The following is a 14,467-nucleotide window of genomic DNA, read 5'->3' as shown; positions in this document are numbered from 1 at the left end:
ATCAGTGAGCCTTGCCGCTGAACCAGCCATCGCGGCGTTTCAGCCACAGGGCTTGCGCGCCAAGGGTCACGCTGCGCAAGACCATGAACAGCAGAAAAGATATCCACAGGCCGTGATTGCCCAACGCTTGCAAGAGCCAGGCGAACGGCAGGAGCAACAACACCGTCAGCAGCATGCCGTTGCGCATTTCCCGCGCGCGGGTAGCGCCGATGAACAGGCCGTCGAGCAGGTAACTCCACACCGCAATCAACGGCAGCACGGCGAGGTAGGGCAGGTAGACGAACGCCGTCTCGCGCACGCTCTGAATATCGGTCTGCATCTCGATGAACAGGTGCCCCGCCAGCAGAAACAGCACAGCGAATCCGAGGCTGGCGATCAGCGACCAGCCGCCGGCCACCACCAGCGATCGACGCAATGCCAGGCGATCCCGTGCGCCAATGGCATGGCCGCACAAGGCTTCGACCGCGTGGGCCAGGCCATCCAGTGCGTGGGCCGTCAGCAGCAGGCCGTTGAGCAGCAGCGCGTTGGCCGCTACGGTCGCATCGCCGAGCCGTGCGCCCTGCACGGTGATCAGGAAAAACACCGATTGCAGGGCGAGGCTGCGGATGAAAATGTCACGGTTGACAGCCAGCAGCGGCCGCCAGCTCTGCCAGACTCTCAGCGCCGACCAGATGATCTGCCCCGGATAGGCGCGCAATGCCGTGCGCGTCAGCCACAGGCCGAGCAGGGCGCCGCTCCATTCGGCGATTACCGAAGCCCGCGCCGAGCCGACCACGCCCCAGTCCAGGCCAATGACAAACCAAAGATTGAGGGCGATGTTGATCAGGTTGGTGCTCAGCAGAATCGCCAGCGGCGCTCGGGCGTTCTGCGTGCCGAGGAACCAGCCGACCAGCGCATACGTCGCCAGCGCGGCGGGCAGGCCATACAAGCGCGTGTGGAAAAACTCCCGGGTCAGTTGCTCCAGCTCCGCCGACGGCTGCATGAAGTGCAGAGCGACGCCGCTGAGCGGCACGCCGAGGCCGCCGAGCACGACGGCCAAGCCCAGTGCCAGCAACAGACCCTGCAAGAGAATCTGCCGCAACGCCGCGCCATCGCTGCGCCCGGCAGCCTGGGCGGCAAAACCGGTGGTGCCCATGCGCAGAAAACCCATCGCCCAGGCGAGAAACGTGTACAGACTGGCGCCGACCGCCACCGCGCCCAATTGATGGGCATGGGGCAAGTGACCAATGACAGTGCTGTCGACCAGCGCCACCAGCGGCACGGAAATATTGGAAAGAATCATCGGCGCGGCGAGTGCCCAGACCTTGCGGTGAGTCGGGCGGTCGCGCCAGTCGGTAATCAGTGAGGACATGCAGGCTCCTTGGGGGAGCGGGGATTGTAGCGGCAGAAACACCCTCACCCCAGCCCTCTCCCAGAGGGAGAGGGGGCCGATCTTCGTCGCTCTCAAGCGTGAGTTCGACCCGATATTGCAGGTCGGTGGAGAATTTCAAAGCAACGCGGTCAGCTCCCCCTCTCTCCGGGAATGGGAGAGGGGGCCGATCTTCGTCGCTCTCAAGCGTGAGTTCGACTCGATATTGCAGGTCGGTGGAGAATTTCAAAGCAACGCGGTCAGCTCCCTCTCTCTCCGGGAATGGGAGAGGGGGCCGATCTTCGTCGCTCTCAAGCGTGAGTTCGACTCGATATTCCAGGTCGGTGGAGAATTTCAAAGCAACGCGGTCAGCTCCCTCTCCCTCTGGGAGAGGGCTGGGGTGAGGGGCTTTTGAAGCGCTAGTGAATAATCCAGCTCAACAACCACAACCCCAGCAACAACCAGATGATCCCGGCAATGATCGACGCGTTCATGAATGCCCGGATCGCCGACCACAGCAGCATCAGGCCTACGATCAGGGCGATGATGCTGATGATCGAGGTGTCCATCCCCAGCGTTTGCGCCAGGCCGTCGACAAAGTTGCCGCCGGCATTGCTGAGCATATTGAACAGGCCGCTGAGGCCATCGACGATAAAGCGGATGACCGAACCGAGTGCCTGGCCTAGCCATTCGAAAAAGCTTTCTACACGCATGTGTGCATCCCTGATGAAAGAGCTGAGCCTTGGGCCACGCCGAGGGCGGCCGAGTTCCCTGCATGATAGAAGGTTTGCCCGGATCATGTGTGGGAGCGAGCCTGCTCGCGAAGGGGGCGTGTCAGGCAAATCCGGTCTGGATGATCCACCGCCTTCGCGAGCAGGCTCGCTCCCACAATAGATCATCTGCGCTGCTTGCCTTCAGCCCGCATCCCCCCGAAGCTATGCGTCTTCAGGAGAGCCCGATGAACCTTGTTGAACTGACCGAACGCCTGCATGCCATTCGCGACCGCAATGACTGGCGGCAATTTCACAGCCCGAAAAACCTCGCCATGGCCGCCAGCGTGGAAATGGCCGAGCTGGTGGAAATCTTCCAGTGGCTGACAGAAGACCAGTCGCGCCAGTTGCCGGCGGACAAGCTCGCCCACGCCGGGCAGGAAGTCGGCGATATCGTCCTGTATCTGTTGCTGCTGTGCAGCGAACTGGGTCTGGACATGAATGAAGTGGTGCGCGCCAAGCTCGCCGACAGCGAACGGCGGTTCAGCTGATGAGCGACCGTCATTTCGACCAGTTGGCCACGCGCTTCGCCGAAAAAATCTACGGCGGCGCCAAAGGCGCGATTCGCCTCGCGGTGTTGCAGGCCGACCTGAGCGAGGCCTTGCCGGATCGGCCGCTGCGGGTGCTGGATATCGGCGGTGGCCTTGGGCACATGTCGCTGTGGCTGGCCGAGCGCGGTCATGACGTCACCTTTACCGAGCCGGCTGAGCCGATGCTCGAGGGTGCGCGCCAGCGTTTTGCCGAAGCCGGACACACCGCGACATTCATACAGGCGCCGTGGCAGGAACTGCCCGGTCAGCTCACCGAACCCTACGATCTGGTGATCTGCCACGCCGTGCTGGAATGGCTCGCCGAACCCCACGCGATCCTGCCGGTGCTGCATCAGTTGACCAAGCCTGGCGGCTGGCTGTCGCTGGCGTTCTACAACCGTGATGCGCTGATTTATCGCAATCTGCTCAAGGGCCATTTCAAGAAAATGCGCAAGAACGTCATGGCCGGCGAGAAGCAGAGCCTGACCCCGCAGCAGCCTCTCGACCCTCGGGAATTGGCAACGCAACTCGCCGGTATGTGGCAGGTCGAAAGTCAGAGCGGCGTACGGGTATTTCACGATTACATGCCGGTGGAATTCCAGGCCCGCGCCGAACTGGCGGATTTGCTGGAAATGGAACTCGCGCACCGTCGTCACCCAGGCTTCGCCGGGCTTGGGCGTTACTTGCACTGGATCTGCCGGCCGATCTGAGCGGAGCGCGACATGAAAGCTCAATGCGGGTTATTGCTGATTTGTCTGGGGTTGGCCGCTTGCCAGGGCAGCAACCCGTACGTGGCGCAGTCGCGGCCCTTGCCGCCGGCACCGCCGCAAGCTGCCACCACCTTCGACCGCAGCGCCTACCCGGCGCCGCCGCGTGATTACGGGCGCTACCGCAACTGGGCCTGGCGCAACGGGCAGTTGCCGCCGGGCACGGCGTGGGCCGACTCGGCGCAGGTCGCCGAGGCGGTCAGCAACGCCCTCGACCAGCGCGGCTTGCGGCCGATGCGCGACAACCGCCCGGCGGACCTGCTGGTCAGCGCCGACCTGCGTCTGGAAACCCGTTTGCGTCAGGTGCGCGATGATTACGGCTACTACGGCGGATACGGCGGCTATGATCGTTATGGTCGCGGTTACGGCATGTACAACAGCGTGCCGATCGTGCGCACCTATCAAGAGCAGGTCGTAGTGGTGCGGGTCGATCTGTTCGATGCCGGCAATGGTCAGCCAGTGTGGAGCGCCAGCGCCGAGACCGGCACCCAGGGCAATCAGATCGAACGCGCCGATGCGATCCGCGAGGCTGTGGAAAAAGCCATGGCGGCGTATCCTCCCAGCTGACGTCGTGTCAGCAGGTTCATGTCTTCACCCGGAGAAAAATCATGTTCCGCCGTCTCGCTCTATTCGCTGTTGCTGCGCTGCTCAGTGCCTGCGCCGCCAATCAGGTCAATCACGATTTCGACGCCAGCCGCGACTTTGCCGCGTATCGCAGCTGGAGTTGGAAAGACCCGGCCCTGCAATATCGCCCCGATGATCCGCGCATCAAAAGTGACCTGACCGAACAGCGCATCCGCCAGGCGGTGTCCGATCAACTCGATCAGCGCGGTTTGCGCCCGGCCGCTGGCGGTGGCAAGGGTGATCTGAGCGTGCAGACCTACCTGATCGTCGAGGACCGGCAGCAGCAAGTGACGACCAATTACGGCGGCGGTTGGGGCGGCCCGTGGAACGGCTACTGGGGCGCGCCGATGTACAACGAAACGCGCAACATCACCTACAAGGTCGCGACCATTCAGATCGACCTGCTCGACGGCAAGGACGGCAAACTGGTCTGGCGTGGCAGCGATGAGCAAATGCTCAGCAACCGCCCGAATCCGGCTGACCGCAGCAATGCCATTCGCGAGACCGTCGCACGGATTCTGGCCAACTATCCACCGCGTTGAACCGCTCTGAACCGTCCCTGTGGGAGCGAGCCTGCTCGCGAAGGCGGTGTGTCATTCAGCATTGAATCCTCTGGCACGACGCTTTCGCGAGCAGGCTCGCTCCCACCGTGGCGGTGGTGACAGGAATGGCGCCACGCCAGCACTCTCGACCGACCGCGTCTACACTCATTTTCACCAACGGAGGTAGCGCTCGGCACTGCGCCGGCAAAGGAGTGCGCCATGTCGCGAGGATCGCAAGGCAACGGCCCGGCCCGGCAACGCGGGGCGATCGGCTTGATGGCAGCCGCCACCCTGAGTCTGGCGCTGGTGATGATGTTGCTGGTGGTCGACAGCGGTCGCTTGTACATGGAACAGCGCAAATTGCAGCGGGTGGTCGATACCGCCGCCCTCGAAGCGGTCAGTCGCGGCGGCAATTGCCTGCCCGGGCTGAGCGCCGCCAGTTATGCCGGGCAAAGTGCGCTGCGCAATGGTTACGTGGTGGACGCCGCCAATACGCTCGTCACCACTTGCGGCACGCTGGCCACCGCTGCCAGCGGTTTGCGCAGTTTCACCGTCGATGCCACGCAATCAAGCGCAGTCAAAGTCGCCGCCAGTCGTACGGTCACCAGCAGTTTTGCTGGTGGTGTGCAGGCGCTGTTCAGCGCCACGCCGGTCAGCCTCAATACCACCCTCAATGCATCGGCAGTCGCGGCCAAACCGCAGCCGACCATCGCCCAACTGAATATCCGCAGCACCCTCGCCAGCATCGACACGGCGCAGTCGAACATCCTCAATCCGCTGTTTTCCGGGTTGCTCGGCGGCAACGTCAACCTCACGGCGTTGGGCTGGGACGGTTTGCTGCACACCGATATCAACCTGCTCAAATACCTCGATCAACTGGCGATCGACCTCAACGTCGGCGCCGGCAATTACACGCAGTTGCTCAATACCCAAGCGACCGTGACGCAACTGATTCAGGCAGCGGCGACGGTGGTGCAGCTCAACGGCGCAACCGCGCAAGTGGTCACCGCGCTGGGCCAGTTGCAGGTCGCCGCGATCAACGCGGCGCCGGTCAGACTCGGCGAGATCCTGCAACTGCAGACCGGCACTACGGCGGCGGGGCTGGATGCCAATCTGCAATTGCTGCAACTGGTGCAAGGCGTGGTGCAACTGGCCAACAGCAAGAGCGCGGTGGCGGCGACCTTGCCGGTCAACGTGCTGGGGCTGGCCGGTGTCACGGTGCGGGTCAAGGTGATCGAGCCGCCGCAGTTCTCGGCGATTGGCGACCCGGCGCGGGCCAAGGCCGATCCGTTGGGACCGGACCGGATTTATGTGCGCACCGCGCAGGTGCGCACGCTGCTGTCGGTGAATCTGCCGGTGCTCTCGGGGGTGACGGGGCTGACCAATGCGGTGCTGGGCCTGGTCGGTACGCTGACGCCGACGCTCAATGCACTGTTGAGCCTGAATCTGGTGGACACGCTCAATTCAGTGTTCTGCCTGTTGGGTGCCGGCTGCCAACAGCTCGATCCGAAGCTGCTGCCCTCACCGCAAATCGACATCGCGCTGGATGCCGGCGGGGCGAAAAGCTATGTCACCGATTACCGCTGCCCGACCGGCGATACCGATAGCAAAAGCCTGACTGCCGCCGCCACAACCTCTCTGGCAGATCTCAAACTCGGCAAGATCGATCCTGTCGCGGCGTTCTCTTCAGTCGCCGAACCAACGGTGACGCCGTTGCCGCTGGTCGATCTCGGCATCATCACCTGCCACAAGATTCTCGGCATCGGCAGTTGCGATGCCGCCTCCCACGTGCAATACGGCGCGGGCGGCATCGCCCTCAAACTCGACACCAGCGTCGCGCAGACCACGCAGAATCTGCTGTTTTCCAGCACCACTCCCTTCGCCACCCCGGCCAATCTGAAACTGCCGCCGAGCCTGCTGCCGGCCGCGCCGACCAGCAACATCGTCGGCAGCCTGGCAAACACGCTGTCCGGCATCAACCTGATCGTCTACAAACCCGTGGGCAGCAATCCGCTGGGCGCCATCGTCACCGGTGTGGCTTCACTGATCAGCGATGTCAGCAACCGCTTGTTGCCGGTGGTCACCGGTTTGATCAGCCCATTGCTTGATCCGCTGTTGAACAATCTGCTCAAGGGTCTGGGCATCAATCTGATGAACACCGAGGTGGGCGCCAACATGACCTGCGGGCAGACCGGCAAGGCCTATCTGGTGATCTGATCGTCGCTGGCGATCGGCAATTCGATGCAGAACCGTGCGCCCTCCGTGGAGTTGCGCACGCTCAACTGGCCGCCCATGTTGGCGATGATGCCGTAGCTCACCGACAGGCCCAGGCCGGTGCCGACGCCAATCGGCTTGGTGGTGAAGAACGGCTCGAAGATCCGCTCCAGCAAACGCGGATCGATGCCGCCGCCATTGTCCTCGACCCACAGCCGCACGCTTTCCTCGTCACGCTCGGCGTAGATTGAAATCCACGGTTTGAATGCAGGGTCGTGCTCGCGCTTGCCGAGCAGCGCGTCGCGGGCGTTGACCATCAGGTTGATCAGCACCTGCTCCAGCTGATCGACGTAGCCGCGCACCTGCGCCTCGAAGGCAGTTTCGCTGATGCGCAAATCGACACCTTTGCCGCGCATGCCCTCGGCCAGCAGTGACAGGGTGCCTTCGATGGCTTGGGCCGGGTTGAACAATTGTTGTTCGATTTCCGAGCGGCGACCGAACACACGCATGTGGTCGACCACCTTCGCTGCGCGTTGAACCTGAGCGTCGATACGGTTGAGTTTGTCGGTCAGATAATCGACCTGCACATCACCGTTGCCGAGGCGCTTGAGCACGTTGACGATGGCCATGCGCATCACGTTGAGCGGCTGGTTGATTTCGTGGGCGAGGCCGGTGGCCATTTCGCCGAGGGTAGCCATTTTCGCGCTTTGCGTGAGTTGCTGTTGTGAGCGGCGCACCTCGGTGTTGTCGCGGCCCACCGCTTGCACTTCGATCAACTGCCCATGCTCATCGAACACGCCGCGATCCGACCAGACCCACCAGGCGTGTTCGCGTCCGGGCAATTGCAGGCTGATTTCGGCGGTGCTCACTGGCTGTTCCGGGGTCAGTTGGCTCAGGCGCTGCACAAACGCGCGGCGCTGTTCTTCGGACATCCAGCCACCCAGATCAACGCCGGGCAGTTGTTCCGGGGTGCATTCCAGATAAGTCGCCAAGGGTCGGTTGCCAAAGATCAGCGTCAGGTCCGGGCGATAACGGCAGATCATCGCCGGCGAATCCTCTACCAGAATCCGGTAGCGCTCCTCGCTCTGCCGCACCTGCTCGGCGGCAAGCGTCGCGTCGGTGACATCCAGCCACAGGCCCACCGCCTCGACCGGCAGCCCGAGATCATTGCGCAGCAGTTTCGCCTCATCGAGCAGCCAGTGGTACTCGCCACGGCTGTCGCGCAGGCGATAACGCGCACGCACCGAGCCTTCGCGCAGCAACTGGCGGTTGCGCTGGAAATACAGTTCGCGGTCGTCGGGGTGCACGCGCTCGACCAGCGCTGTCGTGTCGCAATCTTCCAGCGTCCAGCCCAGCAAGGGTTGCAGGCTGGCGCTAAAAAAATCCGGAACCAGTGCGCCTTCTGCATAGCGCTGCACGTAGATCACCGCCGGTGAACTGGCAATCAGATTATCCAGCCGCGCATGGGCGGCAGCGGCGCGCTGTTGTTGATTCTGGATGTCGCTGATGTCGAGCATGAATCCGACCAGACGCCGATGCTCACCGGTGCCGCTGACCTGACCCTGAATCCGATACCACGTCGCTGCTGCGCCGACCTCCGCGCGGTGCAGACGTACGCTCAGGGTCAGCGCTTCTCCTTGCAGTTGCAGGGCGCGCAGGCGGCTGCGCAACTCGTCGCGGTCGGCGGGATGAAACAGCGACAGCCAGTTTTCTACCGGCAGCAGGCGATCGCTGAGATTCAGTGCCGAGGCCAGCGTCGGCGCCAGCGCAATCTGCTCTTCGGCACTGATTTCCCACCAGCCAGTGCCGAGCAGGTTTTGCAGGGAATCAAGACGTTCCATCGATTGCACATGGCGCTGCTCGCGCAAGCGGCTGAGCAGCGGTCCGGCCAGCGCACCGGCCAGGGTCAGCCAGTCGCGATCGGTCAGCCATGGCGCCACGTTGTCGACCGTGTAAAACCCGCAAAGCAGCCATGCGACCACGCCTTGATCATTGCTGTAGGGCACAGCGAACCCGTTGGCGTTGCCGAACGTGGCCTGCAATCGCGAATGTTCATAGCGGCCCTGCGGGCCGGCGAGGCGTTGCGGTGCGCTGCCGTTGAGGCTGTCCAGCGGCGTGCCCAATGGCTGGCCGTCCTCCCACAGTTGCGGGGCGTCGTGGGCACGAAACTGTTGATGAATCTGCCAGCCCTGGGCCTGTTCATCCAGCAAGGCCACGGCGAGGCAGGGGATGTGCCAGCGCTGGGCGATGGCCTGCAATTGTTCGCCGAGCACCATCGGCAAACGCGTCAGGCTGCAGGTGCGCAGGCGATCGCTGACTTGCGCGGCGAGGGCCTGGCAGGCGTCGCGGTCGCGCGCTTGCTGACGTTCGAGCAACAGGTCGGCGATGTCGAGCAGCTGCAATCGCCAGCCATCCTCCAGCGGCTGCACCCAGCCGCGCAGGTGCAGCGGCTGATCATTCAGGCCGGTGAAATCCAGATCGAGCAATTGCCCGTGCCAGTCCCGCGGCTGGCCTTCGACGCTCAGCAGGCTATGCGGCAGCAGATAGGCGCGAAGCGGCAGCGGCTGACCCTGAGGTTTGTGCTGGGCGAGCAAATGCCGCAGCGGGCCGGCGATCTGTAACACGGCGCCGTTGTCATCCAGATAAAAATGCAGGCCGATCGGCGGCGCGCCGAGGTGGTCCGGCAAGTCGTGGGCTGCGGTGGGGGCGCGCTTGAGCAAGCGCCCGAAAAGCTTATCGCCGGCGGTCAAAATTGCAGGCTCGAGCGGGCGGTGAGGTGCGTGGGCAGATTAGGCACCGTGCCGATCCCGGGCAGCACCAGAAACGGCATGATCTGATTGAGCTTGCTCACCGGGTAATTGACGCTGACGGTCAGGGTGCCAGTCCCCGCGTCGTAAGCCGCACTGGTGTCGGTCCCGACCACCAGATTCAAGGCCGAGGGCAGCCATTGCAGTTGTTGGGTCAGCGCAGCATTGGCGGTGTTGACCACCACCGTCGAATAGTTCGGCGTGGTCGGGTCCACCGCAACGCTGCGGCGCACCGCCTCAGCGGTGGCCTGGTTGAACGATTGCATCATCACGAAGGGCAGGCCGTAGCTGACCAGCCCGTAAAACACTGCGAAAAAGATGATGAACACCAAGGCGAATTCGATCGCCACCGCACCTTTTTGCGACCTGCGAAAGCCGTTTTTCATGCGTGCGTCTACCCTGACAGTCACTGCGTAGTATCAGCATAGAATCAATCAGGCAAAACGGACGGCTTTCAGCGGATGCAGATTTCTCTCGTTCTGATCTGGCTGGCGATCTGCGCCGCGCAAGATGCCCGGCAGCGGCGAATTTCCAACGCATTGACGTTAGGCGTGGGCGCGCTGGCGCTGGTCTGGTTGCTGGCGACCGGCAGCACCTGGCTGGGCGCCGACGCGGGGCAGGGCGGCTGGGCCTGCCTGATCGCTTTGCTGCTGACGCTGCCCGGTTATTTCATGGGCCGCATGGGCGCTGGTGATGTGAAATTAATGACAGCCCTGGGTCTTGCGACGAACGGCATATTCGTTCTTGGCGCGTTTATCGGCGCGGGCGTGGCCAGCGTGCTGTGGCTGCTGCTCGCGCCAAAAGTCTGGCCTCATATGGCTCAAGGGCTTAGAGCGCATCTGCGGCATCTGGCCCCGGACAAGTCAAAAAAGCTGCCATTTGCGCCGTTCGTGTGGGTAGGGGTAGTGCTTTCGCTGTACTGGATCACCTGATCGCGGGGTGCCACTAGTCCTATGTACATAGTCGGAAAGTGGGTCTACTTTCAATTCAGGCGAATACGCCACCAAAGTGCAGGAATCGTCAGCGTTGGCCGAGCAAATGGAGTGGTTCGTGAACAAGCCTAATTCGGTAAAAATCCTCGTGGTCGATGATCAGCCGCTGATCGTCGAAGAACTCTGTGAGTTTCTCGAGAGCAGTGGCTACCGTTGCGTGCCGTGCGACTCAAGTCTTGAAGCCATCGAGCTGTTCAGGGCGGACCCGGACATCGGTCTGGTGCTGAGTGATTTGCACATGCCGGACATGGACGGCATCGAGTTGATCCAGGCTTTGCAGCGGCTGGCCGGCAAGCAGCGGGTGTTCGAGGCGATCATGCTCACCGGGCGCGCTGACAAGCAGGATGTGATCAAGGCGTTGCGTGCGGGGATTGCCGATTACTATCAGAAGCCGATTGATCTGGCTGAGTTGCTCGAGGGTGTGCAGCGTCAGGAGCTGGCTTTGCAGGAACGGCAGAAGAATTTGCATCTGGGTCATCTGAATCAGAAGTTGCAGTTTTTGTCCGAGTCGATCGATGACCTTTATCAGGATCTGGACAAGGTGCGGCGCTCGCCCGTGCCGGTGGTGAGTGATGGTGAGCCTGAGTCCGTGGAGATGCCGGCGGTGTTCAGTCAGTTGTCGCCCCGGCAGTTGGATGTGGCGCGGCTGGTGGGCAAGGGGCAGACCAATTATCAGATTGCCTGTGAGTTGGGGATTACCGAGAACACGGTGAAGCTGTATGTGTCGCAGGTGTTGCGGTTGACGCATATGCATAATCGGACGCAGTTGGCTTTGGCCCTTTCGCCCGTTGGATCTGCTGGGCGGCAGCGGGTTACTGCGCATTGACTTGGCGGCCTTTGGGCCGACCATGCTTTGGGTGGTTGGGGTGAATATCCGTTTTTTTTGGTGTCGCTGATTACGGTTCCGCCCTTACGGCGGGTCACTTTTGGCAAACGCCCCAAAAGTAACCAAAAGGTCTTCGCCCTGACGTTCGGCCCGCTCGCTGGGGCTCGGGGTTCCTTCGCTCCGGGATCGATCCTGGCGCAGCGGCTCCGGTTTGCTCCGCTGCACCTACACTCGCTGTGTACGACTGCGTCGTACGGTCGCTGCGCTCCCACGCCCTGATCAATCCCTCCACTCAGCCTGCCGACGGGCTCCCAGATCAAGATCAAAAGCTACTCGAGCTTGCGCTCATTGTTGAGTGGTGAAAAGCATGCGGTGTCTGGCTTTTGTTTTGCGCTGGATTCGCCCCTCACCCCAGCCCTCTCCCGAGGGAGAGGGAGCCGATTTGTGGGTTGTTCAAAATTTGTGTTCGACTCGGTTTTTCAGGTCGGTGTACTTCGCCCAAACAACTCGGTCGGTCCCCTCTCCCTCTGGGAGAGGGCTAGGGTGAGGGTGCTTTTGATCTGCTTCAAAATCTGTGTTCGACCCGGTATTTCAGGTCGGTGTACTTCGCCCAAACAACTCACCCTAGCCCTCTCCCTCTGGGAGAGGGCTAGGGTGAGGGTGCTTTTGATCTGCTTCAAAATCTGTGTTCGACTCGGTATTTCAGGTCGGTGTACTTCGCCCAAACAACTCGGTCGGTCCCCTCTCCCTCTGGGAGAGGGCTAGGGTGAGGGTGCTTTTGATCTGCTTCAAAATCTGTGTTCGACTTGGTATTTCAGGTCGGTGTACTTCGCCCAAACAACTCGGTCTGTCACCTCTCCCTCTGGGAGAGGGCTAGGGTGAGGGTGCTTTTGATCTGCTTCAAAATCTGCATTCGACTCGGTATTTCAGGTCGGTGTACTTCGCCCAAACAACTCGGTCGGTCCCCTCTCCCTCTGGGAGAGGGCTAGGGTGAGGGTGCTTTTGATCTGCTTCAAAATCTGTGTTCGACCCGGTATTTCAGGTCGGTGTACTTCGCCCAAACAACTCGGTCGGTCCCCTCTCCCTCTGGGAGAGGGCTAGGGTGAGGGTGCTTTTGATCTGCTTCAAAATCTGTGTTCGACTCGGTATTTCAGGTCGGTGTACTTCGCCCAAACAACTCGGTCGGTCCCCTCTCCCTCTGGGAGAGGGCTAGGGTGAGGGTGCTTTTGGTTTTGATTGTTTAAATCTGTGTCTGATTTGCCAGAACCTTCCCACAAGGTTTTCAGGTTGTCCGTCGGACGTCGGGTCACTAGTCTCTGGCTGTCGTCGAATCTTCGGCGATCGGGTGTGAGAACCCTGCTACTTATGGTCATCCAGTATCTGTGCACGCATAATCGCCGCCAGCTTGTCCGCTGTCTGCAATGTGTCATGGCGGCTGTGTGCGGGCAGACTTCGGTCTGGCCGGGTGTCCATAACCGGTATTCTCACCCCGCATACAGTTGCCACCTTTTGCCCCGTGAGAATGGCATTGGGTCGCACCGCAGATTTTGGAGAGCCGTTTCAATGGACAAACTGATCCCAGACCCACCCCCATCCCCCACCACCCCGCTCGAAGACGCCATGCGCGCCGACGATCTGGTAAAAAACCGCGAAGCGATAAAACGCGCGCTCGATTTCTATCTCTGCCCCGAACCCGCAAAACCGCACCCGCCCAGCACGCTGTTCATGGTGGTGCCCAATGTCGATACCGAAAGCTTGTTGGCGCATGCCTGTGAGTCGCTGGCGTCAGCGAGTGCGATGGCGAGTAATTTCGCTGGCGAGTTGAGCGGGTTTCAGCGCAGCACGGCGTTGGCGATTCAGCAGATTGTCATGCTGGCCGAGCTAGCCGTGAATCGGGCGCTGGATCGGGTTGATCCGCAGACCTGACCTGCGACGGCGTTATCGTTCTTCGCGAGCAGGCTCGCTCCCACCGAAAGCACGCGGTCGACTGTGGGAGCGAGCCTGCTCGCGAAGGGGCCTTCAAGGGCACCACCAAACTAATTCTTGCTCTCGATCTTCCCGCCCGCATCCGGATCATAAAAATCCGGGATCTCGTACTGGTATTTCTTCAGCCAGCGCCGCATCGCCAGTTCGCGTTCGGTGGCTGTTGCACTCTGAGGTTTGGGGGAGGCGGCTTTGTTGCGGCTTTGCAGAACCAGCCAGCCTTCGGTTTCCTGCTGCTGCGCAGAAGCAGGGCCGGTGTCGATGGCGTGGGCGCCGAGGGGCAGGGTGAGTAGGGTCAGGTAGCACAGGCCTTTGCGGATGGTCATGGCTGTCTCCTATTCGAGCGTCGGCGGTAGCGGGTCGATGAAGGCGGCGACGCGGTCGCCGGGGGCGGCTTTGGTGTTGGTCGGGGCTTTGAGTTTTTCTGCGCGTTGCTGCGCTTCGGTGAATTGCTCCGGGGTCAGTTTCGAGCGGCTGACGATTTCCGCGGCTTGCGGCCAGTCGTTCTGGTAGAGCAGCAGGGTGACCATGTTCAGCGTCGCCAACTGATTGTTCTGGCTCAGTTCGATGGCGGTGAGGAATTCGAATTTCGCTTCGTTGAGGCGCAGTTGGTTGAGGTAGACCACGCCGAGGTCATTGCGGATTTTTTCGTCGGTGGGCGCCAGGCGCGCGGCGCGTTGCAGGTGGGCCTGGGCCTGGCCGTTGTCGCCACGGGCGGCGTAGACCTGGCCGAGGCCGTGTTCGGCCTGGGCGGTGAGGCAGCCGCCGAGCAGGCTGCGGTAGAGCGGCTCGGCTTCGCTGCGGCCGAGCAGGCGATAAACCTTGGCTTTGCGCAGGCGCACTTCGCTGAGGTTGTCCGGCAGGCTTTGCAGGTTGGCGAGGCTGGCGTGGAGCTTGCCGTCGCTGGCCAGGTCATCGGCGAGGTTCAGCGACAGTTCCTGCTCCGACGTGAGTTTGCTGCAGCTGGACGGCGACAGCAGCGAGGTCCACGGCGCCTGGCCATCCGTGGCGCAGCCGCTGAGCAGCAACAGACTTGCCATGACTATCAGTACTTTCATCAGACG

At 61.9% G+C, this 14,467-nt stretch carries 15 protein-coding genes; 9 read left to right on the top strand and 6 right to left on the bottom strand.

What is annotated here, in order from left to right:
• Nucleotide 1: 1 nt before the first annotated feature.
• On the bottom strand, nucleotides 2-1,351 hold the full coding sequence (locus ACV8MC_RS03480; RefSeq protein ID WP_457264477.1) for an MATE family efflux transporter: 1,350 nt from the start codon (nucleotides 1,349-1,351) through the stop codon (nucleotides 2-4).
• Here ACV8MC_RS03480 and ACV8MC_RS03475 point away from each other — a divergent pair.
• Nucleotides 1,350-1,763: a hypothetical protein gene (locus ACV8MC_RS03475; RefSeq protein WP_457264475.1), complete on the top strand. Its 414-nt coding sequence runs from the start codon at nucleotides 1,350-1,352 to the stop codon at nucleotides 1,761-1,763. The genes ACV8MC_RS03480 and ACV8MC_RS03475 overlap by 2 nt on opposite strands.
• Before the next feature lie 4 nt (nucleotides 1,764-1,767).
• On the opposite strand, the gene ACV8MC_RS03470 is transcribed toward ACV8MC_RS03475, so the two are convergent.
• Nucleotides 1,768-2,061: a hypothetical protein gene (locus ACV8MC_RS03470; RefSeq protein WP_039757018.1), complete on the bottom strand. Its 294-nt coding sequence runs from the start codon at nucleotides 2,059-2,061 to the stop codon at nucleotides 1,768-1,770.
• Between the two features lie 245 nt (nucleotides 2,062-2,306).
• On the opposite strand from ACV8MC_RS03470, the gene ACV8MC_RS03465 reads away from it, so the two are divergent.
• The 5 genes from ACV8MC_RS03465 (at nucleotide 2,307) to ACV8MC_RS03445 (ending at nucleotide 6,798) form a co-directional block, all read left to right on the top strand.
• Nucleotides 2,307-2,609 (top strand): MazG-like family protein, encoded by a 303-nt coding sequence (locus ACV8MC_RS03465; protein ID WP_016771852.1) that lies wholly within the window; start codon nucleotides 2,307-2,309, stop codon nucleotides 2,607-2,609.
• Nucleotides 2,609-3,358, top strand: a complete 750-nt coding sequence (locus ACV8MC_RS03460) for a methyltransferase (protein WP_073471798.1) — start codon at nucleotides 2,609-2,611, stop codon at nucleotides 3,356-3,358. The genes ACV8MC_RS03465 and ACV8MC_RS03460 overlap by 1 nt, the downstream gene beginning before the upstream one ends.
• A 12-nt stretch (nucleotides 3,359-3,370) precedes the next feature.
• A complete protein-coding gene (locus ACV8MC_RS03455; protein WP_252877370.1) occupies nucleotides 3,371-3,982 on the top strand; it encodes a DUF4136 domain-containing protein in 612 nt (203 codons plus the stop codon).
• Nucleotides 3,983-4,023: 41 nt separating this feature from the next.
• Nucleotides 4,024-4,581, top strand: a complete 558-nt coding sequence (locus ACV8MC_RS03450; protein ID WP_056787721.1) for a DUF4136 domain-containing protein — start codon at nucleotides 4,024-4,026, stop codon at nucleotides 4,579-4,581.
• Nucleotides 4,582-4,800: 219 nt separating this feature from the next.
• Nucleotides 4,801-6,798, top strand: coding sequence for a pilus assembly protein TadG-related protein (locus ACV8MC_RS03445; RefSeq protein WP_457264472.1), 1,998 nt, complete (start codon nucleotides 4,801-4,803; stop codon nucleotides 6,796-6,798).
• Here ACV8MC_RS03445 and ACV8MC_RS03440 read toward each other — a convergent pair.
• On the bottom strand, nucleotides 6,783-9,545 hold the full coding sequence (locus ACV8MC_RS03440; protein WP_457264470.1) for an ATP-binding protein: 2,763 nt from the start codon (nucleotides 9,543-9,545) through the stop codon (nucleotides 6,783-6,785). The two genes, ACV8MC_RS03445 and ACV8MC_RS03440, sit on opposite strands and share 16 nt — an antisense overlap.
• Nucleotides 9,542-9,988: a TadE/TadG family type IV pilus assembly protein gene (locus ACV8MC_RS03435; protein ID WP_024011435.1), complete on the bottom strand. Its 447-nt coding sequence runs from the start codon at nucleotides 9,986-9,988 to the stop codon at nucleotides 9,542-9,544. Before ACV8MC_RS03435 ends, ACV8MC_RS03440 begins: the two co-directional genes overlap by 4 nt.
• Before the next feature lie 75 nt (nucleotides 9,989-10,063).
• On the opposite strand from ACV8MC_RS03435, the gene ACV8MC_RS03430 reads away from it, so the two are divergent.
• The 3 genes from ACV8MC_RS03430 to ACV8MC_RS03420 all read left to right on the top strand — a co-directional run bounded on the left by ACV8MC_RS03430 (nucleotide 10,064) and on the right by ACV8MC_RS03420 (nucleotide 13,346).
• Nucleotides 10,064-10,534, top strand: a complete 471-nt coding sequence (locus ACV8MC_RS03430; RefSeq protein WP_150638175.1) for an A24 family peptidase — start codon at nucleotides 10,064-10,066, stop codon at nucleotides 10,532-10,534.
• A gap of 106 nt (nucleotides 10,535-10,640) precedes the next feature.
• Nucleotides 10,641-11,420 (top strand): response regulator, encoded by a 780-nt coding sequence (locus tag ACV8MC_RS03425; RefSeq protein WP_370695132.1) that lies wholly within the window; start codon nucleotides 10,641-10,643, stop codon nucleotides 11,418-11,420.
• Between the two features lie 1,563 nt (nucleotides 11,421-12,983).
• Complete coding sequence (locus ACV8MC_RS03420) at nucleotides 12,984-13,346, top strand: DUF6124 family protein (RefSeq protein WP_076565574.1); 363 nt, start codon at nucleotides 12,984-12,986, stop codon at nucleotides 13,344-13,346.
• 110 nt (nucleotides 13,347-13,456) lie between these two features.
• Here ACV8MC_RS03420 and ACV8MC_RS03415 read toward each other — a convergent pair whose 3' ends face one another.
• Both ACV8MC_RS03415 and ACV8MC_RS03410 read right to left on the bottom strand, forming a co-directional pair.
• Nucleotides 13,457-13,729, bottom strand: a complete 273-nt coding sequence (locus ACV8MC_RS03415; RefSeq protein WP_150741614.1) for a DUF3613 domain-containing protein — start codon at nucleotides 13,727-13,729, stop codon at nucleotides 13,457-13,459.
• A 9-nt stretch (nucleotides 13,730-13,738) separates the two neighbouring features.
• Entirely contained in the window at nucleotides 13,739-14,461 is a 723-nt protein-coding gene (locus ACV8MC_RS03410; protein ID WP_236169687.1) for a tetratricopeptide repeat protein, read from the bottom strand.
• Nucleotides 14,462-14,467 lie beyond the last annotated feature (6 nt).

It is taken from the genome of Pseudomonas sp. PK-RTE-24 (assembly GCF_054052265.1).
This window is presented reverse-complemented; position numbering and strand designations above follow the sequence as displayed.

What these genes read in the sequence shown, in the direction of transcription:
- ACV8MC_RS03460 (WP_073471798.1), top strand. Translation starts at nt 2,609, where the DNA reads ATGAGCGACCGTCATTTCGACCAGTTGGCCACGCGCTTCGCCGAAAAA.
- ACV8MC_RS03480 (WP_457264477.1), bottom strand. Translation starts at nt 1,351, where the DNA reads ATGTCCTCACTGATTACCGACTGGCGCGACCGCCCGACTCACCGCAAG.
- ACV8MC_RS03455 (WP_252877370.1), top strand. Translation starts at nt 3,371, where the DNA reads ATGAAAGCTCAATGCGGGTTATTGCTGATTTGTCTGGGGTTGGCCGCT.
- ACV8MC_RS03430 (WP_150638175.1), top strand. Translation starts at nt 10,064, where the DNA reads ATGCAGATTTCTCTCGTTCTGATCTGGCTGGCGATCTGCGCCGCGCAA.
- ACV8MC_RS03425 (WP_370695132.1), top strand. Translation starts at nt 10,641, where the DNA reads ATGGAGTGGTTCGTGAACAAGCCTAATTCGGTAAAAATCCTCGTGGTC.
- ACV8MC_RS03435 (WP_024011435.1), bottom strand. Translation starts at nt 9,988, where the DNA reads ATGAAAAACGGCTTTCGCAGGTCGCAAAAAGGTGCGGTGGCGATCGAA.
- ACV8MC_RS03420 (WP_076565574.1), top strand. Translation starts at nt 12,984, where the DNA reads ATGGACAAACTGATCCCAGACCCACCCCCATCCCCCACCACCCCGCTC.
- ACV8MC_RS03470 (WP_039757018.1), bottom strand. Translation starts at nt 2,061, where the DNA reads ATGCGTGTAGAAAGCTTTTTCGAATGGCTAGGCCAGGCACTCGGTTCG.
- ACV8MC_RS03475 (WP_457264475.1), top strand. Translation starts at nt 1,350, where the DNA reads ATGCAGGCTCCTTGGGGGAGCGGGGATTGTAGCGGCAGAAACACCCTC.
- ACV8MC_RS03445 (WP_457264472.1), top strand. Translation starts at nt 4,801, where the DNA reads ATGTCGCGAGGATCGCAAGGCAACGGCCCGGCCCGGCAACGCGGGGCG.
- ACV8MC_RS03465 (WP_016771852.1), top strand. Translation starts at nt 2,307, where the DNA reads ATGAACCTTGTTGAACTGACCGAACGCCTGCATGCCATTCGCGACCGC.
- ACV8MC_RS03410 (WP_236169687.1), bottom strand. Translation starts at nt 14,461, where the DNA reads ATGAAAGTACTGATAGTCATGGCAAGTCTGTTGCTGCTCAGCGGCTGC.
- ACV8MC_RS03450 (WP_056787721.1), top strand. Translation starts at nt 4,024, where the DNA reads ATGTTCCGCCGTCTCGCTCTATTCGCTGTTGCTGCGCTGCTCAGTGCC.
- ACV8MC_RS03415 (WP_150741614.1), bottom strand. Translation starts at nt 13,729, where the DNA reads ATGACCATCCGCAAAGGCCTGTGCTACCTGACCCTACTCACCCTGCCC.